This is a genomic window from Bacillus sp. FSL K6-2865, from assembly GCF_040311405.1.
In the GTDB taxonomy this organism is placed as follows: Bacteria; Bacillota; Bacilli; order Bacillales; family Bacillaceae; genus Bacillus; species Bacillus velezensis.
On sequence record NZ_CP152036.1, the window covers coordinates 172501 to 197810 of the forward strand.

A 25310-nucleotide genomic window follows, 5' to 3' on the forward strand; every position below is an offset into this window, starting at 1 on the left:
TTTGTGCGGGATATTCATCTAAGCTCCAGCCGACGGCGATCGGAAGGAGTGAACCTCCTAATCCGTTTGAAGCGAGCAGAATACTGGTAGTTGTTTCTGTCTTTCCGGGATAAAAATGATTTGTGATGATTAGGGCTATTGCAAACATGCCTGCCATGAACAGCCCTAAAAAGAAGCAAAGGGCAAAACCGAACCATACGTTTTTGCTTAATGCTAATACAGTAAGTGCAGCTAGACCGCCAATACTTATGAGACGGAGATAACGGTGATATGTCAGCTTTTCTGATACCGGGCCTGTTAATAACCTACCGATGATCATCCCCGTCCAATACACTGTAACTGTTATCGTTGCCAAAGAGTTGGGGATATCCCATTTCTCAGCGAAGATGGAGGGGATAAAATGTACAATGGAAACTTCACTGCCGCCGTAAAAGAAGAAGTAAGCACCCGCCAAGGCAATAAACAGCAATCCGTGTGACCGATAACCGGTGCTTTCTTTTTTAGTGTCATCGGAAGAGACCTCTTTGCGGATGAGAAGCTGATCAATACTGCCGAAACTCATCTGCCTCCATGCGATTAAGAGTGCAAAACTGGATAACCCTAATACTAAAAAAGCAATTGTCCACATGTGGTTGTTGATAAGAAAGCCTGAGAGCAGAGGCATGAACAGCGCACCTAATCCGTAGGCCACTTCCATCTTGCTCATGGCCACAGCCTGTCTTTCTTTAATAGCGGTGAGGATGATCGTGCCTACACAGGATTCCACCAATCCGGCGCCAAGTCCCGCGATGCTGACGAGAAGAAAGAGCAGCGGCCAGGGCGGCAGGAAGGTGATGAACATTTCACAGCTGATGAGTGCCAGGCCAAAGATAACGACGTTTTTGCGCCCAAGCTTTTTCACCATGTAAGGCATTCCGATGACACCGATGAGAAAGCCCATGAACTGAGAGAATACCAATACTCCGCCATTACTGTAGCTTTGTGAATAATGTGTGAGTAACTCAGGCAGTACGGCTCCCAGAATAACAAGTGTAAAAGCAATCGATCCATAAGAAAAACAGCTTATCCACAGCAGACGAGTTTTCATCATTTTATCTCCTTATTGGTAAAATCATATTTCTCTCTACTCGTATGACATGATATTTTTACAAAAAATCCAAGTATTGTTACTATATCACATAACTATTTCTCGTACATCCCTTATGGTAACGTTAACAAATTGTTAACATTTTTTACAAGAAAGATCGTTGACATTATTTTCAATAATTTATACGATAAAAAGCGAAATTCTAATAATTTCATAGGGGTGGTATTTGTGGGAACGAAGGAAATCACGAATCCAGACAGCTTGTATTACAGTGTTGACGATGTAGTAATGGAGCGCGGGGAAGGGATTTACCTGTACGATCAAGAGGGAAATGAGTACATTGATTGCGCCTCTGCCACGTTTAACTTGAATTTAGGATACGGTAACAAAGAGGTCATTGATACGGTTAAAGAACAAGCCGATAAGCTGATCCATGTAACATCATCTTTTCAAACAGACGCCGTAAATAAACTGGCAGAAAAACTAGTAGAAATCGCCCCCGATAATCTCACAAAAGTACACCCTAAAGTCAGCAGCGGTTCCGGTGCAAATGAAGGAGCTATTAAAATGGCTCAGTATTACTCCGGAAAAACCGATGTCATCTCCTTATTTCGAAGCCACCTCGGACAAACGTATATGACTTCCGCTTTGTCCGGCAACTCATTCAGAAAAGAACCCTTCCCGCCGCAAATTTCTTTTGGCCTGCAAGTCCCCGATCCCTATTGCAGCCGCTGTTTTTATAATCAGAAATCTGATTCATGCGGTATGCTGTGCGTAGAAAGAATTAATGATTTTATTGAGTATGCGAGCAATGGGAAAATTGCCGCCATGATTATTGAACCGATATCCGGAAACGGTGGAAACGTCGTTCCGCCTAAAGAGTATTTTAAACAGCTGAGAAAGCTTTGTGATGAACATGATATCGCTCTGATTTTTGATGAAATTCAGACCGGGTTCGGACGGACGGGTAAAATGTTTGCCGCGGACCACTTCGATGTGAAACCTAATATGATGACGGTAGCAAAAGGGCTCGGGGGCACAGGCTTTCAAGTCGCCGCCACTCTGACGGAGGACAAGTATACCGGGCTTCCGGGGTATACGCACTCCTTCACATACGGCTCAAATGTGATGGCCGCCGCTGCCGCTTGTAAAACCATAGATATCATGCAGCGTCCGGGATTTTTGGAAAATGTAACGACGGTCGGTCATTATATTATGGATCGCTTAGAAACGATGAAAGAGGATTTCGCTTTTATTTCTGAGGTAAGAGGCGTCGGTCTTATGATCGGTGTGGAGATTGTTAAAGAGAACAATGAACCGGATGTGGAGCTGACCAATTATATTGCTAAACGGGCAATGGATTACGGGCTGATTCTCCGGACATCCCGTTACGGATTCGGAAATGTATTTAAAATCCGTCCGCCTTTAACCATAACACTTAGTGAAGCCGAAGTGCTCTGCTACAGACTTCGCAAGCTATTGGAGGAAATCAAGTGAGAGACTATATCATTGAGCTTGGACAATTTGTTTATCAAAAGGTGAAAAATCAAAAAGGCACGCTGAAAAACCGGCTCGTAAACGGCTATTCTCCGGGAGGCGACGCCCAATTTAACATAGACGCCGCTGCTGAGGAGGCGGTGCTGGATTATATTCAAGAAAAGGGCCATCCGGTTGCTTTTTACACGGAGGATGGCGGCCTGAAGCTGATTGGAGAAGATCCGCAATATATTTTAATTGTAGATCCGATAGACGGAACGCGCCCGGCCGCCGCGGGACTTGAAATGTCGTGTATTTCGATTGCGCTTGCTTCGTATAAGCCAAACGCAAAGATTAAGGATATCGAGTTTGCTTTTTTACTTGAATTGAAATCAGGCGCTTATATGTACGGTGATATATACAGCGATGCCATTCATTTTGAAGGGTATCATGGAGAATTGCCGAATTTGAGCGAAGTGCGGGATATTAAAAATATGTTTTGGAGCCTTGAATTTAACGGGCATCCGGCGCAGCTGATGACGGACGCATACGGCCATCTGATTGACCAGTCGGCCAATAATGGCGGGGTTTTTGTTTTCAACAGCGCTTCTTATTCGATTTCACGAATTATCACGGGGCAGATGGATGCTTATGTGGATATCGGCAATCGTCTGCTGAAAGATGATCCGAAGCTGCTTTCAGATTTTCAGCAGGTCGGGAACGGGCAGGTGCTGCATTTGTTTCCTTATGATATTGCCGCAAGCGTCTTTTTGGCGAAGAAGGCGGGAGTGGTCATTACGGATGCGTACGGCCGGTCTTTGGACGAAACGCTTCTGACAGATTTAAGTTATCAGAATCAGCAATCATGTATTGCGGCATCAACGAAGGAGCTTCATCAAACATTGTTAGACCAAATCCGCTGGGGCAGAAAGGAAGAGAAATATGAAGGCGTTGGTCTGGACTCCTAATGATAAGCTTGAATATCAAGAGGTGGACGAGCCTCAAATTCGGAAATCCAATGATGTGAAAGTGAAAATTTTCGGCACCGGTATCTGCGGAACGGACTTAAATGTGCTGAAAGGAAAAATGAATGCAACCCATCATATGATTATGGGGCATGAATCGGTGGGAGCGGTCGTGGAAATCGGACCGGACGTGACAAATGTAAAAGTCGGAGACCGCGTCGTGATAGATCCTACGCAGTTTTGCGGGAAATGTCATTATTGCCGGAGAGGGCTGACGTGTTATTGCGAAACCTTCGAGGATTGGCAGCTCGGAATCGGGGCGCACGGAACGTTTGCGGAATATTACGTGGGGGAAGACAGGTTCATGTACAAAATTCCGGATTCAATGGAATGGGAGCGGGCCACATTGGTTGAGCCTCTCTCCTGTGTGCTGAATGTTGTGGACAAGGCTTCGATTCAACCGGAGGACTCGGTCTTGGTTTTGGGGTCGGGACCGATCGGACTGCTTGTGCAAATGATGGTGAAAAAACTGGCGCGATTGACGGTTGCGACTGAAATAGGCAGTTTTCGAAGCGAGGCGGCAAGCCGGATATCTGATTATGTCTACCACCCTGAAGCATTAACCGTGGATGAAGTGAAACGGATTAATCAAGGAAGAAAATTTGATGTGATTTTTGACGCGATCGGCAATCAGCTTGATTGGGCTTATCCTTTTATTGAAAAGGGAGGCAGAATCGTGCCGATGGGCTTTGATGATACGTATGAGATGACGGTCAGGCCGTACCAGCTGCTGTCAAACGGCGTGACGATTGTAGGCACAGGTGAAGCCCGCCAGATCATGGAAGCCGCGTTAGCATGCGCGTCCGACCTTCCGCAGCTCTATGATCTTATTACGGAAAAGACGGAACTGAAGAATTATGAAGAAGCCATTGATCATCTCATGGGCATCGACCCGGTGACAAAAGAAAGAAAGGATATCAGCGCAATAAAAACGATTCTTGTGTCTGATCCGGAACTTTTATAAAAGCGGAAACGGCTCCAGTGAGGGCCGTTTTCTTTTCTTATTTATACGGTCTTGCACATTTCATTAAAGTTTAATATGATACTCTTTGTTAACAATTCCTTTCCTCAACGACATTATACTCTGAGCGTGTCCTCTTTTTCCCCGTAAGATTGCCTCATATTCCCCAGATGAAAATCAATGTTTCCAACTGATAGGGTGCGGATTTTTATAGTGAAAAGGAGTCGTTATCATTTGAAAGATTATACGTTACAGCAGCAATGGTTCGGGAATGTCCGTAAAGATATTCTGGCCGGTATTCTGGTTGCCCTCGCTCTGATCCCCGAGGCGATCGGATTTTCAATTATTGCAGGTGTCGATCCGATGGTCGGCCTTTATGCATCATTTTGTATCGCGATTATTATTTCTATCTTCGGCGGCAGACCGGGAATGATATCAGCCGCTACGGGTTCAATGGCGGTTGTCATGGTGACATTGGTGGCTGATTACGGGCTGCAGTATTTGTTTGCGGCAACCATTTTGACAGGTATTATTCAATTTATTCTTGGTGTCAGTAAGATAGCGAAATTGATGAAATTTATTCCGCGTTCGGTCATGATCGGATTTGTGAATGCTTTGGCGATCTTGATTTTTTCTGCGCAGCTGCCCCAGTTCAAAGGAGCCTCATGGGTCATGTACGCCATGCTTGCCGGATCACTGGCTATCATATATCTATTGCCGAAGGTTACGACGGCTGTGCCGTCTCCGCTGGTGGCGATTATTGTCATGACGATCATTGCGGTGGTCTTCCATGCGGATGTCCGCACGGTCGGTGATATGGGCGGGATTACAAGTTCACTTCCGCATTTCTTGATACCGGATGTTCCGTGGACGTTTGAGACATTGCGGATTATTTTCCCGTATTCTCTGGCGCTTGCTTTCGTCGGATTGCTCGAGTCATTGCTGACAGCCCAGATCATTGATGAAATGACGGATACGGATAGTGATAAGAACAAAGAAAGCCGCGGACAAGGCATCGCCAATATTGTGAACGGATTTTTCGGAGGCATGGCCGGATGCGCCATGATCGGCCAGTCTGTCATTAATACGAAAGCCGGCGGACGCGGCCGGTTATCGGCTTTTACGGCCGGAGCGTTTTTAATGTTTTTAATTGCCGTATTAAGCGGTATCGTCGTGAAAATTCCGATGGCTGCGCTGGTGGCCGTGATGGTTATGGTGTCCATCGGCACGTTCGACTGGTCATCGATTAAAGGTTTACGGAAAGCGCCCCTTACTGATTCGATCGTTATGGTTATTACCGTCGTGACGGTCGTCCTGACAAATGATTTATCAAAGGGTGTCTTCGCGGGTGTGCTGCTAAGCGCGATCTTTTTTACGGCGAAAATTTCTAAGCTGAAGATTGTGTCACATTCCGAACAGAAAGATGTCAGAACTTATAAGGTAACGGGACAGATCTTTTTTGCTTCCGTGTCTGAACTGATGAATGCCATCGTTTATGATGAAGGCGTGAAGCGGATTGTCATTGATTTGACCGATGCCCACGTGTGGGATGATTCGGGAGCGGCGGCTCTTGAGAAAATTGTCGCCAAATGTAAAGAATACGGAATTGAGGCTGAATTAAAGGGATTAAATCAGAAAAGCCGAGATTTAATGAAACAAATGGCATAGAATTTGTGAAGTCCGGATGAATATATCCGGGCTTTTTTTCGGTTAAATTTGTGGGTTTGCATTGTTATAATGAATGAGATTTGAAAACCGTATATAGGAGACTTGCATATGATGTGGCTACAGAAGTTGAACCAAGTGTTGGGGAGAATCATGCCGCTTTTGACTCCGTCAAGTGTGGCGGCGGGTGTGCTGTTATCTCAGCATATCAGCTGGATGGCCGGCGCTGTGCCGTGGATATTTGCATTTATTACATTTACGGGCAGTCTGAGTGCCAATTTTCATTCGCTGAAGCGCAGTATCGAGAAGCCGCTCCCGATGATCATGGCATTGTTTGTTCTGCATATTTTCATGCCTGTTTTTGCATGGGGAAGCGGCCATCTGATTTTCAGCGGTGACCCTTTAACTGTGACGGGGCTGATTATGGGTGTGGTGATTCCGACCGGAATTACGAGTTTGATTTGGGCTGCGATGTATAAGGGGAATGTCGGATTGACGCTGTCTATTATCCTGGTTGATACCGTGCTTTCTCCTTTTATCGTACCGTTAAGCCTGTCTGTCCTGGCCGGGGCGAATGTTCAGATGGATGTGTGGGGAATGATGAAAGGGCTGGCGGAGATGGTGGTGATTCCATCCATCGCAGGGATGATAGTCAACCAGTTTTCCCCGCCGGTAAGGACTCAGGCAATAAGCCGGTCGCTGTCTCCTTTTTCAAAAATCTGTCTGATGATTGTCATTGCCATTAACAGTTCGGAAATCGCGCCGTATGTCACGCACGTGGATATCAAATTTGCGGGCATCGCAGGCATGGTATTTTTTATTGCCATGACGGGTTATGCCGTGGCATGGCTGATCGGAAGGCTGATGAAGCGGAGCCAGGATGAAATTGTGTCTCTGATTTATACGGGGGGCATGCGCAATATCAGCGCCGGAGCCGTTCTCGCCGTTTCTTTTTTTCCGTCTCAAGTGGCGGTTCCGGTTGTCATCGGGATGCTTTTTCAGCAAATCCTTGCTGCTTTGTTCGGCTATTTGCTGAGACGCTTTGAACTTAAGCCGGTCGTGATGAAGTATGAAAAAAACCGCTCAGCTACGTGAGCGGTTTTTTCCGTACAGCCAGCTTAGTGCTGCATTGAATTGTCGTTTGAATGCTTCTTGATGGTGCACGGCGCCTTCTTCAACAGTGAAAAAGAGCTGAGATTGAGAAAAGCCTTTTTGCCTCAGGCTTTCATGCACGTCTTTATTTTGTCGGATCATGTTGTTTTGGATGTTGTTTTTATGCTCAGCTTCGCGGCTGCCGACAGACATAAAGATACGCCGCCGTGCCGGACGCAAAGATGCGGAGCGGACATAATCTGCTGATTTTTCATACCAGAAGGAACCGGAAATACAACCGATTCTGCCGTATATTTCAGGCTTTTGGAGCATCGCGTATATCGAAAACAGTCCGCCTAATGACGCGCCGATCAGTCCTCTCGTTTCCGGATGTGCAGAAATGTGATGCATATCTTCAACAGTAGGAATGATGACATTTGTCAGCTCCTCGAGAAAGAGCCTCCCTTTGCCGCCGAAATCATGAAACGCAGGGGTCAGGGAAGGCGCGGGCCACGGCGTGTACTCATCGAGCCTGTCAGCCGGTTTGATGCCGATGAAAATCAATTCGGGAAGTGTTCCGTTCGCAAATTGGGATTCAAGTTTATCCCTCTGTTCTAAAAACAAAGAACCCCCATCCAGTACGTACACACAGGGTAAAGCCCCTGTTTGAACCGAATAGGGGGGAGGAAGATACACAGTGCATTCCTTTCCGTTTATCCGGTGTTCTGTAAGGGTGCCTCTCATGCATCCAGCCCCTTCTTTTGCTTAAACAGAAGAAAAAAGAAATAAGGAACGCCGAGAATCGCAAGAATAATTCCCGCCGGCACTTCTGAAGGCTGAAAGAACAATTTGCCCGCAAAGTCGGCGGATATGACGAGGAGCATACCGACCAATCCGCTGACCGGTAATGAGTATCTGTGCTCAATCCCGGCGAGCCTGCGGGAAATATGGGGCGCGATCAGTCCGACAAATGCCATGCTGCCCGCTGCGGTTACACATGCGCTGATCAAAGCGATGCAGGCAATGAGTAAAATCGTTTTTTCTTTATTGGTTGAAACACCGAGGCTTTTCACCGTGTCCTCATCGAAACGAATGGTATCCAGCAATGACGTTTTCGCCATAAGCAGAGGAATGAACACGATCAGCCACGGAAGGATCGCCGTAATGGTCATCCAGTTTGCCGACCAGATGCTGCCGTTTTTCCAAACCATCGCCATCTCATAATCCTGCGGGTCCATTTTTAATGAAAGAAATAAAGACAGCGCGCTGAATCCGGAATTCATGGCGATCCCGACGAGAATAATTCTGCCCGATTCCAGATGCCCCCGGTGCCAGGCGAAAATATAGATCAGCACGGCCGCCATCAATCCTCCGATGAGGCCGAAGACAGGCATACCCATCGCAGAGGCAAGTGCCGTCGCTTCAGATTGTCCCTGAAACAGAAGCATAAACGTGACGATTCCGGCTCCGGCTCCTGCATTAATGCCCAAAATACCGGGATCGGCAAGACCGTTTTTGGTAATGGCCTGAATAACGGCTCCGGCTATCCCCAATCCGAGCCCGATGGCAGCAGCCATGACAATGCGCGGCAGCCTCAGCTGAAACAGCAAAATGTCATATTGCGGATTCGGATGGATGCGGAAAAGGGTACTGAGCAGTTCACCCGGCTTTGCGGAAAAAGAACCGCTTGTCATGCTGAAATAGCTTACGAGCAATATGAGAGCAATCAGAATGATATAAATTCCGGCCATTTTACGCACCACGCTGATCCCCTCCTTTTCTTTTAATCAAATAAAGAAAGAAAGGAACACCGATGATAGAAGTGACAACTTCAATAGGCGTCTCAAACGGATAATTGATGAATCGGCTGGCAAGGTCGCAAAGGGTCAGGAAGACGCCGCCGATGATGCACGCGCATGGGATCAGCCTGCTGTAGTCCGATCCGACGAGAAAACGTGTGATGTGCGGAACGACCAAACCGACAAAGGCAATTTTTCCGGCGAGTGCCACCGAGCTTCCGGTCAATATGACAACGGCCGCCATCGCCATGAGTTTGATGGTTCTTTTCTGCTGTCCCAGACTTTTTGAAATGTCGTCTCCTAATGATACGGCAGTGACCTTTTTGCTGAGAATCATGGCCGTGATGATTCCGATCGCAAAAAACGGGACGGCCAGTTTCAAAAAATCAGGGTTCATTTGATGCAGTCTCGCACTGTACCAAAAACTGAGATCCTGCGAAATTTGAAAATAAATCGAAAGCGCAGCCGACAGACTGCTGAGAAGCATACTGGTCACCGTTCCGATGATGGCAAGCTGCACCGGGGTAAAACCGCCGGGAAGAATGGAGGCCAGCCCGAAAACAAGAGCGGCGCCGAATGCGGAACCGATAAACGAGTATATGATCATTTCAATGGATGTCGATTGAGGGAGCAATACCATGCAAAGGGTGATGATAAAAGCGGAGCCGTCCGACACACCCATGATTGAAGGCGAGGCCAGATAGTTCCGTGTGATTCCCTGCATGAGCGCTCCGGAAACAGCAAGGGCTGCGCCGATAAACATAGCGCCGGCAGCCCTCGGGATTCTTGAATGCCATATGATCTGATGGTCGGTATTCTCCGGATTAAAGTGCAGCAATGCGGAGAACACGGTATGGATGTCAAGCTGCTTTGCGCCGTATAAAACGGAAAGCAGCAGTGACAGAACAATGGCAATCGGTGAAGCAATGATAATCATGTGTGTCCGCCGTTTTGCATACATGTGAAAAACCTACTCTTTATTAGTCTTGAGTCAATTTGTCAGCCGCAACCTGTAAGAAGCTGATTTTACTCCATGCGGTTCCGCCTTGGGCTAACGGATCAATCGTATTGACGTATACATGGTCTTTTTTGACTGCCTTCAGGCTCTTCCAGATCGGATTTTTCTCTAAGTCTTTCAAAGCGTCCGGCTTATCTGCGTTTTCGTCATCAGAGAATTGTACGAAGATATGGTCAGGGTTCATTTCGCTTAATTTTTCAAGAGAAATCAGTTCCTGCGCTTTCGCCGCTTTGACTTCGTCCGGCGCCTTCAGGCCTAAATCACCGTAAAGCGTGGAGTTGAAATATACTTGTTCAGGATAAATATAAATATTGCCTTGTCTGATTCTGATGACCAGCGCGTTTGACTGTTTCGCTTTGCTGTTGATCTTTGTTTTTGTCTTTTTCAGGTCCTGTTCGTAATCTGCGATGATTTTTTTCGCTTTTTTCTCTTTATCTGTAAGCTGGGCGAGCAGCATCATGTTTTCTTTCCAGTATGATGAGATATGAGAGACAGGGATCGTTTCAGCGGTGCCGCTCAATTTTTTCAACGTTTTTTCCGGGAATTTGGTTGATGCCAGAATGACGTCCGGCTGCAGCTCAAGAATTTTTTCCATATTCGGCTGCATTTTTTCTCCCGTAGATACGGATTTATCTGTAATATCTTTAAACAGTTCCGGGAATTTGCCGGAGAAAGAAATTGCCCCTGCCGGATGAACGTCAAGCAATTTGGCGTCTTCCATTGATTCTACGCTGCCTGTAATGGCGATTTTGTCAGTCGGCGCTTTGACTTCATATGTTTTTCCGAGATATTCGATTTTCTTTTTATCTGAAGAAGCGTCCTTTCCTTTACTTGCTGTATCAGATGTTTCTGAGCTTCCGCAAGCCGCGGCCGTGAAAGCCAAAAGCAAAATCATGAAAGCGAATGCCAATTTCTTCATCTATTGTTCCTCCTGTTCAATTGATAACTATTATCAATTGGAATTATAGAGAATGAACAGGGATAAGACCATGGATAATTTCCGGCATTACCATGGACGATCTTCGGATAAAATGGAAATGCTTTGCTCGATCATCCGCTGATGTCCGCTTGGAGAATATTCAATCCACGGGTCAGATGATATGGGAAACACGCGTTTATTGCTGACGGCTCTAAGGTTCTGCCATATCCCGGTCTGCTGAATCCGCTGAAAATAACGAAGCGTTTCCGGTTCTTTACAAGTGAAAAGCATGATGCAGTCAGCCTGGCAATCCGCCAGCATGTCCAAGGAAATCTTTTCGTCAGGAGCAAAAGATTCCGGTTTTGCGGAGGCAAAGCCTAAATCACCGAAGAAGACATCCTCAATGCTGTTGTTATGGGCGATGTACATATTTTCTTTATATACACGGACAAATAAGAACCGCTGATGCCGCACGTGTTTCAGAGCATCTTTCGCTGAATGGGCGAGACTTTGATAAGCTTTAAGCCAGTGCCGCGCTTCCTGCTCTTCATTCAAATATGCGGCTGTGCGAAGAAACTGGTCTCTCCAATTCTTTTGAGCCGGAAGGTAAAAAACGTCAGTGATGTCATTCAGGCGCTGTTTTTCTTCTTCACTGACAGAATCAAGACTGAAAATGATGTCCGGGGCAGCTTGGGAAAGCGTGTGCAGGTTCTCTTCCCAATTTGCATTATAGCGGTAAGCACTCAGGTGAACCGGAATATCGGAAGAGAATTGTTTGTAATAATAGGCCGTCCATTTCGGGTGCAGCGCCGCAGCATAAGGCACGTGATGCAGAGGAATCAGATGCCCCATCGTTTCTTTTCCGTACGCGGCCATTTTTGTGCGCCTTTTTTTCATATAGCTTGTGGGTGAGCTGCCGGTATGTTTTTTAAAGATGCGGCTGAAATAAAATTCATCTTGGTAGCCGATTTGATGAGCGATTTCCCGCAGTTTGCAGTTTGCCTTGGCCATCAGTTTTTTCGCATTGGTTATGCGGATGTCTGTGATATATTCAGTTACGCTCTGCCCGTATAGTTTTTTAAAGGTTTCACTGTAATGCTTGGGACTGATTCCCGCCATATGAGCGAGCTGGGTGAGCGTGATTTTTGTGTCGGACTGAGCATGTATGAATTGTTTTGTCTGTTCGATCGCCGCTTTCGTATTATTTTGATGGCATACTTTTGCGGCATAAAGGTCGTACATCAGCTGCTGAAAGTCGGCTGTATATTTCATTTTCTGCAATCCATCCGCCGATCGCGCATTTTCAGAAAGTGACTGAAGCCGGCTTGTCAAATGATCAACCGTTTGTAAATTCATTTGCTGAAGTCCGTGGAAGATGTCTTCCCCGTTATCCGGAAGCATCGCTTCATCATCTGATGAATAGGAGAAAACACGGAGTCTGACGATATACAAATGGATGCCGCCTGACGGTATAGGGGCAATATTGAATGTCTCATCACAAGGACAGATGTAGAGCGTTTCCTTCTGCAGCGGAAAGCTGTCTGTTCCGATATCAATTTGTCCCTCGCCTTTCACATGAAAGATCAATACGGGGGAATCAGTGAGCTGATGCTCTGACAGAAGGTCGGCTGTTTTTTTTACGGAGATGATATCAATGGGCTGAAAGAATAATGTGTTTTTCATGAGAAACCACCTTTTAGGAAACATTCATTTAAATGATAACTGTTATCATTTAAATTGTACCAAATAAATGAATGTTTTCCTATAAAAAGCGGAAATGTGAAATGCGTCAAAATGTTACACGTGTAACACGAATGTTGTCAGTATATGAGGTATTGTTTTCTTAGAGTTTTGAATTGTTCCAGCCGGCGTTGATATGTGCCGGTGATGTCTTCAATGGAAGTGCCTTTTTCTATTTTTTTGCGTACCCAGCCGTTACCGATCAGCTTGTCAAAAGAGCCTGTCATCAAGAATGAAAAGTCATTCGGATATAAGTCATGCATGGTTTTCAGAATGGAAAGCCCTGTTTTTGTCGCTTCAAATGTGTTTCTGTTTGTTACGTAGACTTGTACGCCGTGGCACAGCTTGCCCTGGTGCTTGGAGAAGCTGGGGATAAATGATGCGGCTCTGAAGGTGACGCCCGGAAGCTTGAGACTGTTCAGGCGTTCTTCGAGCTCGGTGCTTTTCATATAAGGCGCGCCGATCAGTTCAAACGGCTTTGTCGTGCCCCTTCCTTCGGATACGTTTGTGCCTTCGATTAGTCCTGTCGCCGAATATGCGAATATGCTGTCCGGGGTCGGGATATTAGGCGAAGGGAGGACGAACGGCAGACCGGTATCTTCAATCGTCATCGTCCGCTTCCAGCGCTTCATTTTTACGACGGTGAGGTCGGCGCCAATATGAAACTCTTTATTGAATAAAAGAGCAAGCTCACCGATCGTCATGCCGTGCTTCAGCGGGATCGGATACAGTCCGACAAATGAAGCGTAATCCGGTTCAAGAACCGGGCCGTCCGGATTTCGTCCGCCTTGCGGATTCGGCCGGTCCAAGACATAAAAAGGAATGCCTTTTTCTTTTGCCGCTTCCATTGCATAGGCCATTGTATAAATGTAGGTGTAGTATCGCGTTCCGACATCCTGAATATCGAAAATCAGTACATCTGTATCTTTCAGCATGTCAGGCGTCGGTTTCCTCGTTTCCCCGTACAGGCTGTAGACGGGAAGCCCTGTTTTTTCGTCTATATACGATGTGACTTTGTCTCCGGCCTGAGCATCGCCGCGGACACCGTGCTCCGGTCCGAATAATGCCGTCAAATGGATGTCTGGTGCCTCATACAGCACGTCAACGCTGCTTTTCAATGAATTGTTCACACCGGTCGGGTTGGTGATCAGCCCGACCCTTTTTCCCTTCAGTTCCTGTTTATAATCTTTCAGCAGGCGGTCGATGCCTGTTTGGATGCTTGGTTTCTTGGCGGTATGAAGGTTTCTGTCAGAAGCCGCCGAGACTGCCGTCATGGCACTGATGACGACTAATCCGGCAAGAAGCGCAGCCGTTTGTGTTTTCATGATCAGTCCTCCTGTTTAAAGCGGTTTTCCGGTCTTCAGATTGATACCGAAACCATAAGGATACAGTGTCGTTCCCGGATGCGTGACGGAAGGAATGTCAGCGGGCAGCCTGCCTTGCGGTGTTGTCTGTCCGAATATCGCTTCAACGCCTGCCGGAATGTTTGGCTGGAGAAATTGTCCGTCTGTATATCCTTTAAAGCCGTAGACTGCGATAAGGGCTTCAGCTTCTTCAAAGTTCGCAGCGTCATATGGATTACGCAGGCTCATCAGCACAAAGGGTTTTTGGTTCGATTGTGCGGCTTTCATGACGGCCCGCGGAAATGCAGTCGTCCACTTGCCGGGATCTGTGACGGAATCGTCAATCACGCCGTCGTTTACGACAGGATCATTTTTCACAACATATGAGCCTGTAATCACGTAATCAGCGTCAGATATCTGCTTTTTGTGTTCATCATGAAATGTGCGTTCGGCGAAGTTCATTTTACTGATGGTTACCGGCCGGATTTTTTTCTTCTTGATGAGCTGGCGAATGGTTTGTTCCATTGACGCTGTTTGATCTTCATATGGAGCGGCAATGAGAACGCGGCTGTTCATTTTCGGTTTGAATGGGAGCGTGCGGTTTTTGTTTTGTAAGACGGTGACGGACCTTTCCGCGATTTGTTTTTCAGCTTTCAGGTGATTTTTGCTGCCGACGGTTTTCTTTGCTTTTGCAATCTTCTTTTTCAGATTTGTCTCTTTCGGTGCGGGATATATCCCTCGTTTTATTTTCAGGGAAATGATGCGTTCCGCCGATTTGTTAATTTGCTGCAGCGGAATATCCCCTTTTTGTACCGCCTTTTTTAAAGCGGAATGAACCCGGGCAAAGCGGTTTTCCGTTTGCAGCGATGTCACTTGGGCCGGCATCAGGGCAATATCGACGCCTGCTTTTACGGCCATGACGACCGCCTCTTCCTGGCCGAAATGATCGGCAATGGCTTTCATATTTAATGCATCCGTGACGATGACGCCGTTAAAGCCCATTTCCTCACGGAGAAGATGAGTCATCACTTTTTTCGAGAGCGTGGCGGGTACGAGGATGTCTGAACCGTCCAGCTTGCTTTTATAGGTTGTATCGTCAAACGCGGGAAATTGCACATGGGCTGTCATGATCATATCAGCTCCGGCCTGAATGGCCTTCCGGAACGGATAAAGTTCAATCTGACGCAGCCTTTCTTGATTGTGGGTGACAAGCGGAAGGCCGTAGTGGCTGTCGACATCCGTGTCGCCGTGTCCCGGGAAATGTTTGACGGCGGCAGCGACATCCTGCTTTTGCTGAGCCTTCATTGAGGCAAGACCGAGTGAAGCTGTCAGATCTCGGTCTGAACTGAACGACCTGACGCCGATGACAGGGTTTCCGGGATTATTATTGATATCGAGAACGGGAGCGAAGTTCGTATTAATGCCCAGTGCTTTCAGTTCTTTCCCGATAATGGCGCCGGTCTGGGACGCGTAGGCTGTTTTTCTAGCGGCTCCGAGCGCCATATTGCCTGGGAAATGAGTGCCCTCACCAAGTCTAGTTACGATGCCGCCCTCCTGATCAATGCTTAATAATAGCGGAATGTCAGGGCTCGCCTTTTGAAAGGCATCTGTCAGGCGTACTGTTTGTTCAGTGTTTTTCACATTTTCTGCAAATAAGATAACGCCGCCGAACCGGTACTTTTGAATAAGCCCTGCGACTTCTTTATTCATTTGGGTAAGAGCCTCAGGTGATGACTGCCCCTTTTTTTGCCAATTGCGAAAATCAGGCATGAGCATCTGCCCTAATTTTTCATCTAATGTCATACGGGATACCGCTTGTTCCGCCTGTGACGGAATGTCCGGTTTTGTCGATACATGATGCGTGCCGAAAACAATGAACAACAGTAATACAGCTGAGATAACAAGTTTCATGATGGTGCCCTCCTGCCGTCATAGTTTGGAAAAAAGACATGGGTTGTCATTCAATGGCTTCATAAATCGTTTTTATGATGCTGCCGTAGCTTCCGGTCGGAAAAAGATCCCCTTCAAAAACATTCGGGTTTTCACCGGGACTGACGACGGGGGAATGCTTTTTATTGGTCAAAAGTGCGATCCCCAGCTTATAAGCGGGATCAATAATCGTGACTGTGCCGGTCCATCCCGTATGGCCGTATGCCTGCCTGCTTGCATAAGGGCCGAACATCCACTCCATATTCGGGCTGCCGTTTTTCCGCCAGCCGAGAGTGAAAGTCGGATCAGAGGATGCCGCCGTTGTGAACAAATCGGCCGTTCTTTTATTGAAGAGAGAAACGTGTTTATAACTGCCGCCGTTCAGCATGACTTGAAGAAGGACGGCCATGTCATCAGCTCTGGAAAACAGCCCGGCGTGGCCGGACACCCCTCCCATTGAGTAAAATGCTTTTTCATCGTGAACTTCCCCCTGCAGCGTATACGTCCTGATGTGAGGAAAATGGATGACTCCGTCACGTGTGTTGCCTAAACGTTCAGTAGCTGCGAATGATTTTTCTTTAAAGCCTTTTTGCAGCGGATTGAACAGTGTGTGCGTCAGTTTCAGCGGTTTGTACAGTTCTTGTTCCGCATAGGCATCAAGGGTTTTTCCGGTTATGTTTTCAATGATGCAGCCGAGAAGCATGTAACCGATATCGCTGTATACGTGTTTTGTTCCCGGTTTGTATGCAAGCGGGATTTGAGTGAGAAAACGGATCGTTTTATCCCGTTCTTGTGAATACAAAGGGCCTGCGGTGTCCGGCTGATAGAAATAAAAGCTTGCCGGCAGACCGGATTGATGCTGGAGCACATCGATGACGCGAATGCGGTCTTTTTCTTGAATCGGATCGCTTTTTCTGTCTTTGAAATCAGGAAGGTAAGCCGAGACTTTTTGATACACATCAAGCTTTCCCTGGCTGACGAGTCGCTGTAATGCAAAATTCGCCGCGTACATTTTTGTATTGGAAGCTAGATCAAACATGGTTGATGTTTTCATTTTTTTCGGACGGGATAAAAGGGTGTTCCCGTCATATTTTTTGCTGTAGCCGTATGCTTTCTTTTTGATCACCCGTCCGTCCTTTACGACGACGAGGACGGCTCCGGGGAATCCTGCTGCAATGTCTTTTTCAATCATTTGATCAACCTTTCTGAGCTTTGCTGCGTCGTATAATTTGGATTGGGCTTCGGCTTTGTGCTGCGGCAGAAAAGAGAGGCTGATGACCATTGTGAGTATGGCGGCTGTCAGTGTTTTCATATTCTGATCCCTCCCGGTTTATTCAAATTCAGCAGCCATGTCATCCTTAAATCCGAACGCATAAGTGAAGACAAAGCCCGCCGCGTAAGAGATGAAGAGACCGATGATATACAAAACGATTTGAGCCGGCTGTACGAGAAACGAGAGCGGAAGGCCGGAGACACCGATTGAAAAAGTAGCCACCTGAAAATGGGCTTGAAAGGCGCCGCCGATTCCCGCCCCTAAGCACGCCGTCAAAAACGGCCGGCCGAGCGGGAGCGTGACGCCGAAGATGAGCGGCTCTCCGATTCCGAGCAGACCGGATGGAAGTCCTCCGCCGATCGCTCTTTTCAATGAGGCTTTTTTTGTTTTCATAAAGATGGCGAAGGCCGCCCCTACTTGACCCGCGCCTCCCATCGCGAGAATCGGAAGAAGCGGGTCATCTCCGATTGATCGGATTAATTCCAAATGTACGGGAGTCAAGCCCTGATGCAGGCCGGTGACGACAAGCGGCAGGAAGGCGGCTCCCAGTACAAACCCTGAGAGCACTCCCCCGACATTCAGCAGCGACAATAAACCTGATGTAATCAGATCAGAAATAAAACCGCCTGCAGGGATAAAAACGACATATGTCACCAGCCCGGTGATAAGTAAAGACAATGTAGGCGTGACGATAATGTCGATGGATTGATGGACGTACTTTCTGATAAACCGTTCGGTATAAGCGATAAAAACCGCAGCGAAAAGAACGCCGATTAATCCTCCCCTGCCAGGGAGCAGATTCTCTCCGAACAAACTGATATTGGCGATCTCAGGGTTAAGGATCAATATGCCCGCAAGGCCGCCCATCGCAGGTGTCCCGCCGAATTCCTTCGCCGCATTGATGCCGACAAGGACGCCGAGGTAAGCGAATAAGCCTGAACCGATAACCGTTAAAATAAGTGCGATTTGGGATTCTTTCGGGAGCCAGCCGGCCTGAATGACGGCTTTCGTAATACCGGTGATTAAACCTGATGCAATGAGTGCGGGAATAAGGGGAATGAAGATGCTTGATATTTTTCTCAGAAACAGTGTGATGGGTGTGGTGTTTTTTCTGTTGAGATCGGCTTTTTTCCGTGAGGCGGCTTCTTTTAAATCAATGTTTTTTCCGGATGACATAAGTTTTGCGAAAGCGTCGGCGACATGATTGACGACACCCGTGCCGAGAATGATCTGCAGTGTTTCGGCTTCGACGACGCCTATTACCCCGTCAAGCCGTTTCAGCGCCTCAATATCCGTTTTGTCCTGATCTAAAGGTGTAATCCTCAGGCGTGTCATACAGTGGGTAAAGCCTGAAATATTCGATGAACCGCCGCAATTGTCCAGGATATCTTTGGCCAGTGACTGATAAAATGCCTCTTTGCTCATGGAGATCCTCCTTTTTCCGTGCGATTTTTCCCGGGGAGCAGTGCCTGAAACGCGTCCTAAAAGCGCCTGCGCCGATCATGAAAACGGCGCGGGCTCATAAAAGCACATTATTTTTCACCAAAGAACGATCAGCGTTCTTTTTCTTTTGAAACGTGCTGTTCAATGGCTTTGTCAATGAAGCCGTCTGCTTCTTTGAGCAGTGCCTTCGCGTGTGTTTCGTCTGAATTCGTCTTCAGCATGACGATTGCCGTTTTGACATGGCTGCCTGCGGCCTCAAGCGTTTCTTTTGCCTTGTCGTACGGAACGCCCGTGATGCTTTGGATAATGCCGATTGCGCGTTCTTTCAATTTTTCGTTGCTGACATGAACGTCCACCATTAAATTTTCGTACACTTTGCCGCTTTTGATCATCACGGCCGTGGAAATCATGTTCAGAATCATTTTATGTGCCGTCGCCGCTTTCATTCGTGTTGACCCTGTAATCACTTCGGGGCCGACGACGACTTCAATGCTGTGATCGGCATAAGTGCTGATCAATGAGTGTTTATTGCATGTGAGCGCGACGGTTTTGGCGCCGATTGTTTTTGCGTATTTCAGCGCACCGGCCGCATACGGCGTGCGCCCGCTTGCCGCGATGGCGATCACGGTGTCTTCTGCGGTAAGCCCGATCGTTTTGAGATCGAGAGCGCCGGTTTCCTCGCTGTCTTCTATACCTTCAGCCGCTTGCAAAAAGGCGTCTGCTCCTCCGGCCATCAGACCGATGACGGTGTCGGGACTTACGCTGTATGTAGGCGGGCATTCAACCGCATCCAGTACACCGAGTCTGCCGCTTGTGCCCGCTCCCGCATAAATCAGCCTGCCGTTTCGCCGTAATGATTGATGGGCGAATTGAACGGCAATCTGAATATCGGGCAGCACCTGCTGAACGGCTTCAGCCACTTTGAAATCCTCTTCGTTAATGATGCGGAGAATTTCCATCGTGTCTGCTTGATGGATTGAAGCGGTCTGCGGATTTCTGGTTTCTGTGGTCAATCTGTGAATGTTAAGCCGGTCTGTCATGATTGTACCCTCCCAAGTCGTTAATACTTGAAGTATATGGGCTTCTGAATAGATGTTTCAAGAAAAATCGGCAGGGATGAGATGGATAATCAAGCGCTTTCACAAAAAATGATGCAGAATGTGCTGTTCACCGATGGGGCCGATCCTGCGACGACCTTTATCAATAAAACCGGAAGACCGGTACAGGTTCTTTGCACGATGATTGCGATGGTTTACAGCAAGCACGATTTCATCACACCAAGGAAAGTAATTTGCGACAAAAGCGGGGAGCTGCAGCATCGCTTGTTTGGCATAACCTTTTCCCTGATGCGGCGCATGTAAGGACAGCGCACTCAGCAAAATGGCAGACACATTATTCGAATACGGGGCAATGGTTTCTTTTGAGGTATGTAAAATAAAAAAACCGACGGGGCGGTCTTCATTTAAAATGACTGTCGGGTAGCGATCCCGGATGACAAGAGCCTGCGGCAGTACATCTATCGGCAGAGCTGTGAACTTTTTATCTTCTTCACTCAGCACAAACCCGTTCAGTCCGTCTGCATGCTCCGGTTTATAAAAGGACAGGGCTACATCCATGATATCTACTCTCCTTTTTTATAATTGATCCAATTCATCTTCTGATAGAACACGGCAGCCTGCCCGTTTTAAAAGAGCGGAAGTGATGCCGTCTCCGATTATTTTTTTCCCTGAGAAAGTGCCGTCATAGATAAAGCTGCTGCCGCAGGACGGACTGTTTTCTTTAAGGATGACCGTTGCGGCGCCTATTTCTTTTGCGTATGCTAACGTTTTTTCCGCGCCATCCATATATAAAGCCGTAACGTCTTCGCCTGATGCCGTTACGATTCTTGCTGTTCCGTTCAGCACGTCTTCGCCCGTGCCGCCGATGATTTCCGCCGGTTCGCGGGGAGTGGTGAAGCCGCCCAAAAGTTCGGGGCAGACCATAACAGCTTTCTTTTCTTCTACGAGTCTGCGGATTTTTTCCGAAGCGGCGTGAGAGCCGTTATACCTGCATTCGATACCGCCGAGACAAGAGTTGACTAAGATCATCTGTGTCCATTCCCTTCAATATTTTGATACTTTCATCATAAATGAAATAAGAGAGGAGGGATGAGTTTTTCAGTTAAAAAACGGGTAAAAAAGTTTGAAAATAAAAAAAATAATTTTTCTCTTTACAAATGGGGTACAACCTGTATATAATAACTTTTGTCAGCTCGACGCGGACACAACGGCCCGTTGGTCAAGCGGTTAAGACACCGCCCTTTCACGGCGGTAACACGGGTTCGAATCCCGTACGGGTCATATGGAGGATTAGCTCAGCTGGGAGAGCATCTGCCTTACAAGCAGAGGGTCGGCGGTTCGAGCCCGTCATCCTCCACCATATTTGCCGGCCTAGCTCAATTGGTAGAGCAACTGACTTGTAATCAGTAGGTTGGGGGTTCAAGTCCTCTGGCCGGCACTGTTTTTCAAAAAAATACGGAGGGGTAGCGAAGTGGCTAAACGCGGCGGACTGTAAATCCGCTCCCTCAGGGTTCGGCAGTTCGAATCTGCCCCCCTCCACCATTTTTGGGCTATAGCCAAGCGGTAAGGCAACGGACTTTGACTCCGTCATGCGTTGGTTCGAATCCAGCTAGCCCAGTCTCAGACACCTTTGGCATAAAGGTGTCTTTTTTTTATCAGCATTTTGTTTCGATTTCTGATTGTTCATCAGATATACTATTTTTAAGCTGCTGTTAAGGCAGTATATTCTGTATTTTCCATCTACACCCTGCCTGAAATTTGGTAAAATAAATGTAATAAAAAAATGAAACCTTTTAAAACAATCAACGTATAGATACAGACCGGTGAAGGGCAGAGGTAAGATAAAACATGGAAAACCTGATTAAAAAAAGAATCAAGCAAGTCAAAAAAGGCGATCAAAATGCGTTTGCAGAAATCGTTGACCTTTATAAAGATAAGATTTACCAGCTTTGCTACCGCATGCTCGGCAATGTTCACGAAGCGGAAGATATTGCGCAGGAAGCTTTTATCAGAGCGTATGTCAATATCGACAGTTTCGATATCAACAGAAAGTTTTCAACGTGGCTTTACAGAATTGCGACCAACCTGACCATTGACCGCATCCGCAAGAAAAAGCCTGATTACTATCTGGACGCAGAAGTAGCGGGAGCAGAAGGGCTGACGATGTATTCGCAGATCGCCGCGGACGGGGTTCTCCCTGAAGACGCCGTATTGTCATTGGAGCTGTCGGACACAATTCAGAAAAAGATTTTAAAGCTGCCTGACAAGTACAGAACGGTTATTGTATTAAAGTATATTGACGAACTCTCTTTAATTGAAATCGGGGAGATTCTGAATATCCCTGTCGGCACCGTCAAGACAAGGATACACAGAGGCAGAGAGGCTCTTAGAAAACAATTGAGGGATCTTTAAGTGGGGTGATGAAATGAGCTGTCCTGAACAGATCGTGCAGCTTATGCATAAGCATCTTGATGGAGATATCCTTCCTGAAGATGAAAACGTATTAAAACAACATTTGCAGTCATGCGGGAATTGCAAACGGCATTTTCATGAAATGGAGAAATCCGTAGCACTCGTCCGAAGCACATCGCATGTCACGGCCCCTGCTGATTTTACTGCCAAAGTTATGGCGAATCTTCCAAAAGAGAAAAAACGCGCTTCTGTAAAACGATGGATCAAAACTCATCCGATGATTGCAGCCGCAGCAGTTTTTGTGATTTTAATGGGCGGCGGTTTTTTCAACAGCTGGCATAATGACCACAATTTCAGTGTGTCCAAACAGCCGAACCTTGTCGTGCAGAATCACACGGTCACCGTCCCTGAAGGCGAGACCGTAAAGGGCGATGTCACAGTAAAAAACGGCAAGCTGTTCATTGAAGGAAAAGTCGACGGCAATGTGACTGTCGTCAACGGAGAAAAATACATGGCCTCAGCCGGACAAGTCACCGGGCAGATTGAAGAGATTAACCAATTGTTTGACTGGGTCTGGTACGAACTGAAATCGGCGGGCCAGGGCGTCGTGAGCGCATTGGACCCGAGTGAAGATGAGTAAAGCGTATAATCGCTTTACTCTTTTTTTGTGCATCGCCGCTCTGGCTCATTTCACTTGAGAAATCAAAATGTGGTATAATGAGCACGCTATATGATGTACATATTGCTCATGCAGCACAATTCATAACAGAAAAACGAAATGACTGAATTCTTGGAGGACGAGGAAATGGCTTTTGAGGACATCCCATTTTTGCAATACCTCGGCAATGCCGTTGATATTCTCCTTGTTTGGTATGTGATATATAAATTAATCATGGTCATACGCGGGACGAAGGCGGTTCAGCTTTTAAAAGGAATCGTCGTCATCGTATTGGTTCGGATGGCCAGTTCATATTTGGGACTCAGCACGCTTCAGTGGCTGATGGACCAAGCGATAACATGGGGATTTTTAGCGATCATCATTATATTCCAGCCTGAGCTGAGACGGGCGCTTGAACAGCTCGGACGGGGCCGGTTCTTTTCCAGGAGCGGAACCCCCGTGGAGGAAGCGCAGCATAAGACAATTGAAGCGATTACAAAATCGATCAGCTACATGGCGAAACGCCGCATCGGCGCACTCATCGCCATTGAGCGCGATACGGGAATGGGCGATTATATTGAGACGGGCATCCCGCTTAATGCGCAGGTCAGCTCGGAGCTTTTGATTAATATCTTCATCCCGAATACACCGCTGCATGATGGAGCGGTCATTATGAAAAATAACGAGATTGCGGCGGCTGCCTGTTATCTGCCGCTTTCTGAAAGCCCGTTTATTTCAAAGGAGCTGGGGACGCGTCACAGAGCGGCTGTCGGCATCAGTGAAGTGACGGACAGCTTAACCATTATTGTATCTGAAGAGACGGGCGCCATCAGTGTGGCCAAAAACGGAGACCTTCACAGAGAATTGACGGAAGAAGCACTGAAAGAAATGCTTGAAGCCGAGTTTAAGAAAAACGCCAGAGATACTTCTTCTAACCGCTGGTACTGGAGGGGCAAGAAAAATGGATAAATTCTTAAACAACCGCTGGGCTGTAAAGATCATTGCATTGCTCTTTGCGCTGCTGCTTTACGTTGCGGTTAACAACAACCAGGCGCCGACTCCGAAAAAGCCGGGGGAATCCTTTTTTCCGACATCAACGACTGACGAGGCTACGCTTACTGATATTCCTGTAAAAGCATACTATGATGAAGCGAACTATGTCGTCACCGGCGTGCCCCAGACCGTAAATGTCACGATTAAAGGCTCGACAAGCGCGGTGAAAAAGGCGAGACAGACGAAGAATTTTGAGATATACGCCGATATGAATAAGCTGAAGACCGGGACTCATAAGGTCGAATTGAAGGCGAAAAACGTATCGGACGGACTGACGGTCTCCATTAACCCGTCAGTCACGACGGTTACGATCCAGGAAAAAACGGCTGAGAGTTTTCCCGTGGAAGTTGAATACTACAATAAAAGCAAAATGAAAAAGGGATATACCCCTCAGCAGCCGATTATCAGCCCGAAAAACGTGCAGATTACAGGTTCGAAAAATGTGATTGATAACATTTCACTTGTCAAAGCATCCGTGAACCTTGAAAATGCAAATGAGACCATTGAAAAGGAAGTGAAGGTGACCGTCTATGACAAAGACGGCAACGCACTTCCTGTTGATGTTGAACCGTCAGTCATTAAAGTGACGGTTCCCGTAGCCAGTCCGAGCAAAAAGCTTCCTTTCAAAATCGAAAGGAAGGGAAGTCTTCCGGACGGAGTGAGCGTTGCGAGCATTGACTCGAATCCGAGTGAGGTGACGGTTTACGGCCCGCAGGATGTGCTGGATTCACTTGAATTTATTGACGGCGTATCTCTTGATCTAGGCAAAATTGATAAAGATACCGATATCAATGCCGATATCCCGCTTCCTAAGGGTGTCACTAAGGTATCACCGGAAAAAATCACGCTTCATGTTAAAGTGGACAGTGAAGACAAAAAGGATTTTGACAATGTCGGAATCAAGACGGTCGGACTGGGAGGCTCACAGCAGATTGAGTTTCTCGATCCTGAATCGCAGGCGATAAATATTACGGCCAAAGGCTCTCCCGCCAACATTAAGGCGCTGAAAAAGTCGGACATTGAACTGTATGCCAATGTCTCGGACTTGGATGACGGAGAGCACTCTGTAAAGCTTGAAGTAAACGGCCCGCAAAACGTCACATGGTCCCTGTCAAAAGACACGGTTAAGATCAAGCTGACTTCTAAGAAAAACACAAGTTCAAATAAAAATAACGGCGGTTCCGCTGATTCCGGCAATAAGAACAGCACAAGCGGAGACGCAGACAAAGACAAGAACAAGAACCGGGAAGACGACACTGACAGCGATCAGAATAAAAGTCAAAACCAGGATCAAAATCAAGACCAGGATGAAGACGGATCAAGCACTGATTCTTCTTCAACAGAATGAAAAAGGAGCGA

Annotated in this window: 22 protein-coding genes and 5 tRNA genes (1 of these 27 running past the window's edge); 14 read left to right on the forward strand and 13 right to left on the reverse strand. The window is 47.1% G+C overall.

All coding sequences use genetic code 11. From position 1 onward, the window contains the following. Nucleotides 1-1087 carry the 5' portion of an MFS transporter gene (locus tag NYE42_RS01005; RefSeq protein WP_224463254.1) on the reverse strand. It extends 125 nt beyond the left edge of the window, so the window shows 1087 of its 1212 coding nt (coding positions 1-1087); the start codon lies at nucleotides 1085-1087; the stop codon falls past the left edge of the window. 228 nt (nucleotides 1088-1315) lie between these two features. On the opposite strand from NYE42_RS01005, the gene NYE42_RS01010 reads away from it, so the two are divergent. The 5 genes from NYE42_RS01010 to NYE42_RS01030 all read left to right on the forward strand — a co-directional run bounded on the left by NYE42_RS01010 (nucleotide 1316) and on the right by NYE42_RS01030 (nucleotide 7309). Then, a complete protein-coding gene (locus NYE42_RS01010; RefSeq protein WP_251257362.1) occupies nucleotides 1316-2584 on the forward strand; it encodes an aspartate aminotransferase family protein in 1269 nt (422 codons plus the stop codon). Further along, a complete protein-coding gene (locus NYE42_RS01015; protein WP_060562965.1) occupies nucleotides 2581-3531 on the forward strand; it encodes an inositol monophosphatase family protein in 951 nt (316 codons plus the stop codon). The genes NYE42_RS01010 and NYE42_RS01015 overlap by 4 nt, the downstream gene beginning before the upstream one ends. Then, nucleotides 3506-4552, forward strand: coding sequence for an alcohol dehydrogenase catalytic domain-containing protein (locus NYE42_RS01020; RefSeq protein ID WP_251257361.1), 1047 nt, complete (start codon nucleotides 3506-3508; stop codon nucleotides 4550-4552). The genes NYE42_RS01015 and NYE42_RS01020 overlap by 26 nt, the downstream gene beginning before the upstream one ends. Nucleotides 4553-4783: 231 nt before the next feature. After that, nucleotides 4784-6217, forward strand: a complete 1434-nt coding sequence (locus NYE42_RS01025) for a SulP family inorganic anion transporter (RefSeq protein ID WP_095061746.1) — start codon at nucleotides 4784-4786, stop codon at nucleotides 6215-6217. A gap of 150 nt (nucleotides 6218-6367) precedes the next feature. After that, a complete protein-coding gene (locus NYE42_RS01030; protein ID WP_094031904.1) occupies nucleotides 6368-7309 on the forward strand; it encodes a bile acid:sodium symporter family protein in 942 nt (313 codons plus the stop codon). On the opposite strand, the gene NYE42_RS01035 is transcribed toward NYE42_RS01030, so the two are convergent. The 12 genes from NYE42_RS01035 to NYE42_RS01090 form a co-directional block, all read right to left on the reverse strand. After that, a complete protein-coding gene (locus NYE42_RS01035; protein ID WP_352426696.1) occupies nucleotides 7298-8050 on the reverse strand; it encodes an alpha/beta hydrolase-fold protein in 753 nt (250 codons plus the stop codon). The genes NYE42_RS01030 and NYE42_RS01035 overlap by 12 nt on opposite strands. Beyond that, nucleotides 8047-9057 carry an iron ABC transporter permease FeuC gene (gene feuC / locus NYE42_RS01040; protein ID WP_032870282.1) on the reverse strand — a complete coding sequence of 337 codons (1011 nt, stop codon included), beginning with the start codon at nucleotides 9055-9057 and terminating at the stop codon, nucleotides 8047-8049. The genes NYE42_RS01035 and feuC overlap by 4 nt, the downstream gene beginning before the upstream one ends. Nucleotide 9058: 1 nt before the next feature. Further along, nucleotides 9059-10066: an iron ABC transporter permease gene (locus NYE42_RS01045; protein ID WP_007408022.1), complete on the reverse strand. Its 1008-nt coding sequence runs from the start codon at nucleotides 10064-10066 to the stop codon at nucleotides 9059-9061. A gap of 19 nt (nucleotides 10067-10085) precedes the next feature. Then, entirely contained in the window at nucleotides 10086-11042 is a 957-nt protein-coding gene (locus tag NYE42_RS01050; RefSeq protein ID WP_352426697.1) for an ABC transporter substrate-binding protein, read from the reverse strand. Between the two features lie 87 nt (nucleotides 11043-11129). After that, the gene (locus tag NYE42_RS01055) at nucleotides 11130-12725 is read right to left on the reverse strand and encodes a helix-turn-helix domain-containing protein (RefSeq protein ID WP_352426698.1); all 1596 of its coding nucleotides are present in this window, start codon (nucleotides 12723-12725) and stop codon (nucleotides 11130-11132) included. 137 nt (nucleotides 12726-12862) lie between these two features. Further along, complete coding sequence (locus NYE42_RS01060; RefSeq protein WP_352426699.1) at nucleotides 12863-14107, reverse strand: DUF1343 domain-containing protein; 1245 nt, start codon at nucleotides 14105-14107, stop codon at nucleotides 12863-12865. 15 nt (nucleotides 14108-14122) lie between these two features. Next, nucleotides 14123-16036, reverse strand: coding sequence for a glycoside hydrolase family 3 N-terminal domain-containing protein (locus NYE42_RS01065; RefSeq protein ID WP_352426700.1), 1914 nt, complete (start codon nucleotides 16034-16036; stop codon nucleotides 14123-14125). Between the two features lie 46 nt (nucleotides 16037-16082). Then, nucleotides 16083-17366 (reverse strand): penicillin binding protein PBP4B, encoded by a 1284-nt coding sequence (gene pbp4b / locus NYE42_RS01070; protein WP_352426701.1) that lies wholly within the window; start codon nucleotides 17364-17366, stop codon nucleotides 16083-16085. An 18-nt stretch (nucleotides 17367-17384) separates the two neighbouring features. Beyond that, nucleotides 17385-18752 carry a PTS transporter subunit EIIC gene (locus NYE42_RS01075; RefSeq protein ID WP_015239055.1) on the reverse strand — a complete coding sequence of 456 codons (1368 nt, stop codon included), beginning with the start codon at nucleotides 18750-18752 and terminating at the stop codon, nucleotides 17385-17387. Between the two features lie 128 nt (nucleotides 18753-18880). Then, on the reverse strand, nucleotides 18881-19810 hold the full coding sequence (gene murQ / locus NYE42_RS01080; RefSeq protein WP_015416693.1) for an N-acetylmuramic acid 6-phosphate etherase: 930 nt from the start codon (nucleotides 19808-19810) through the stop codon (nucleotides 18881-18883). Between the two features lie 99 nt (nucleotides 19811-19909). After that, nucleotides 19910-20386 carry a GNAT family N-acetyltransferase gene (locus NYE42_RS01085; RefSeq protein ID WP_064107795.1) on the reverse strand — a complete coding sequence of 159 codons (477 nt, stop codon included), beginning with the start codon at nucleotides 20384-20386 and terminating at the stop codon, nucleotides 19910-19912. Nucleotides 20387-20404: 18 nt separating this feature from the next. Further along, on the reverse strand, nucleotides 20405-20857 hold the full coding sequence (locus tag NYE42_RS01090; RefSeq protein ID WP_352426702.1) for a DUF523 domain-containing protein: 453 nt from the start codon (nucleotides 20855-20857) through the stop codon (nucleotides 20405-20407). Between the two features lie 180 nt (nucleotides 20858-21037). Here NYE42_RS01090 and NYE42_RS01095 point away from each other — a divergent pair. The 9 genes from NYE42_RS01095 (at nucleotide 21038) to NYE42_RS01135 (ending at nucleotide 25299) form a co-directional block, all read left to right on the forward strand. After that, nucleotides 21038-21109 (forward strand) — tRNA-Glu (locus NYE42_RS01095). Between the two features lie 3 nt (nucleotides 21110-21112). Continuing rightward, nucleotides 21113-21188, forward strand: a tRNA-Val gene (locus NYE42_RS01100). A 5-nt stretch (nucleotides 21189-21193) separates the two neighbouring features. Beyond that, nucleotides 21194-21266, forward strand: a tRNA-Thr gene (locus tag NYE42_RS01105). A gap of 19 nt (nucleotides 21267-21285) precedes the next feature. Then, nucleotides 21286-21370, forward strand: a tRNA-Tyr gene (locus tag NYE42_RS01110). Between the two features lie 4 nt (nucleotides 21371-21374). Continuing rightward, nucleotides 21375-21446: transfer RNA gene (locus NYE42_RS01115), tRNA-Gln, on the forward strand. Between the two features lie 230 nt (nucleotides 21447-21676). Then, the gene (sigW, locus tag NYE42_RS01120; RefSeq protein ID WP_003156766.1) at nucleotides 21677-22240 is read left to right on the forward strand and encodes an RNA polymerase sigma factor SigW; all 564 of its coding nucleotides are present in this window, start codon (nucleotides 21677-21679) and stop codon (nucleotides 22238-22240) included. A gap of 13 nt (nucleotides 22241-22253) precedes the next feature. Further along, nucleotides 22254-22880, forward strand: a complete 627-nt coding sequence (rsiW, locus tag NYE42_RS01125; RefSeq protein ID WP_011996220.1) for an anti-sigma-W factor RsiW — start codon at nucleotides 22254-22256, stop codon at nucleotides 22878-22880. Between the two features lie 165 nt (nucleotides 22881-23045). Further along, the gene (gene cdaA / locus NYE42_RS01130) at nucleotides 23046-23867 is read left to right on the forward strand and encodes a diadenylate cyclase CdaA (RefSeq protein ID WP_003156763.1); all 822 of its coding nucleotides are present in this window, start codon (nucleotides 23046-23048) and stop codon (nucleotides 23865-23867) included. Continuing rightward, complete coding sequence (locus tag NYE42_RS01135; protein ID WP_094032872.1) at nucleotides 23860-25299, forward strand: YbbR-like domain-containing protein; 1440 nt, start codon at nucleotides 23860-23862, stop codon at nucleotides 25297-25299. Before cdaA ends, NYE42_RS01135 begins: the two co-directional genes overlap by 8 nt. Nucleotides 25300-25310 lie beyond the last annotated feature (11 nt).

What these genes read in the sequence shown, in the direction of transcription:
- NYE42_RS01020 (WP_251257361.1), top strand. Translation starts at nt 3,506, where the DNA reads ATGAAGGCGTTGGTCTGGACTCCTAATGATAAGCTTGAATATCAAGAG.
- NYE42_RS01030 (WP_094031904.1), top strand. Translation starts at nt 6,368, where the DNA reads ATGCCGCTTTTGACTCCGTCAAGTGTGGCGGCGGGTGTGCTGTTATCT.
- NYE42_RS01035 (WP_352426696.1), bottom strand. Translation starts at nt 8,050, where the DNA reads ATGAGAGGCACCCTTACAGAACACCGGATAAACGGAAAGGAATGCACT.
- feuC (WP_032870282.1), bottom strand. Translation starts at nt 9,057, where the DNA reads ATGGCCGGAATTTATATCATTCTGATTGCTCTCATATTGCTCGTAAGC.
- NYE42_RS01045 (WP_007408022.1), bottom strand. Translation starts at nt 10,066, where the DNA reads ATGTATGCAAAACGGCGGACACACATGATTATCATTGCTTCACCGATT.
- NYE42_RS01050 (WP_352426697.1), bottom strand. Translation starts at nt 11,042, where the DNA reads ATGAAGAAATTGGCATTCGCTTTCATGATTTTGCTTTTGGCTTTCACG.
- NYE42_RS01055 (WP_352426698.1), bottom strand. Translation starts at nt 12,725, where the DNA reads ATGAAAAACACATTATTCTTTCAGCCCATTGATATCATCTCCGTAAAA.
- NYE42_RS01060 (WP_352426699.1), bottom strand. Translation starts at nt 14,107, where the DNA reads ATGAAAACACAAACGGCTGCGCTTCTTGCCGGATTAGTCGTCATCAGT.
- NYE42_RS01065 (WP_352426700.1), bottom strand. Translation starts at nt 16,036, where the DNA reads ATGAAACTTGTTATCTCAGCTGTATTACTGTTGTTCATTGTTTTCGGC.
- pbp4b (WP_352426701.1), bottom strand. Translation starts at nt 17,366, where the DNA reads ATGAAAACACTGACAGCCGCCATACTCACAATGGTCATCAGCCTCTCT.
- NYE42_RS01075 (WP_015239055.1), bottom strand. Translation starts at nt 18,752, where the DNA reads ATGAGCAAAGAGGCATTTTATCAGTCACTGGCCAAAGATATCCTGGAC.
- murQ (WP_015416693.1), bottom strand. Translation starts at nt 19,810, where the DNA reads ATGACAGACCGGCTTAACATTCACAGATTGACCACAGAAACCAGAAAT.
- NYE42_RS01085 (WP_064107795.1), bottom strand. Translation starts at nt 20,386, where the DNA reads ATGGATGTAGCCCTGTCCTTTTATAAACCGGAGCATGCAGACGGACTG.
- NYE42_RS01090 (WP_352426702.1), bottom strand. Translation starts at nt 20,857, where the DNA reads ATGATCTTAGTCAACTCTTGTCTCGGCGGTATCGAATGCAGGTATAAC.
- sigW (WP_003156766.1), top strand. Translation starts at nt 21,677, where the DNA reads ATGGAAAACCTGATTAAAAAAAGAATCAAGCAAGTCAAAAAAGGCGAT.
- rsiW (WP_011996220.1), top strand. Translation starts at nt 22,254, where the DNA reads ATGAGCTGTCCTGAACAGATCGTGCAGCTTATGCATAAGCATCTTGAT.
- cdaA (WP_003156763.1), top strand. Translation starts at nt 23,046, where the DNA reads ATGGCTTTTGAGGACATCCCATTTTTGCAATACCTCGGCAATGCCGTT.
- NYE42_RS01135 (WP_094032872.1), top strand. Translation starts at nt 23,860, where the DNA reads ATGGATAAATTCTTAAACAACCGCTGGGCTGTAAAGATCATTGCATTG.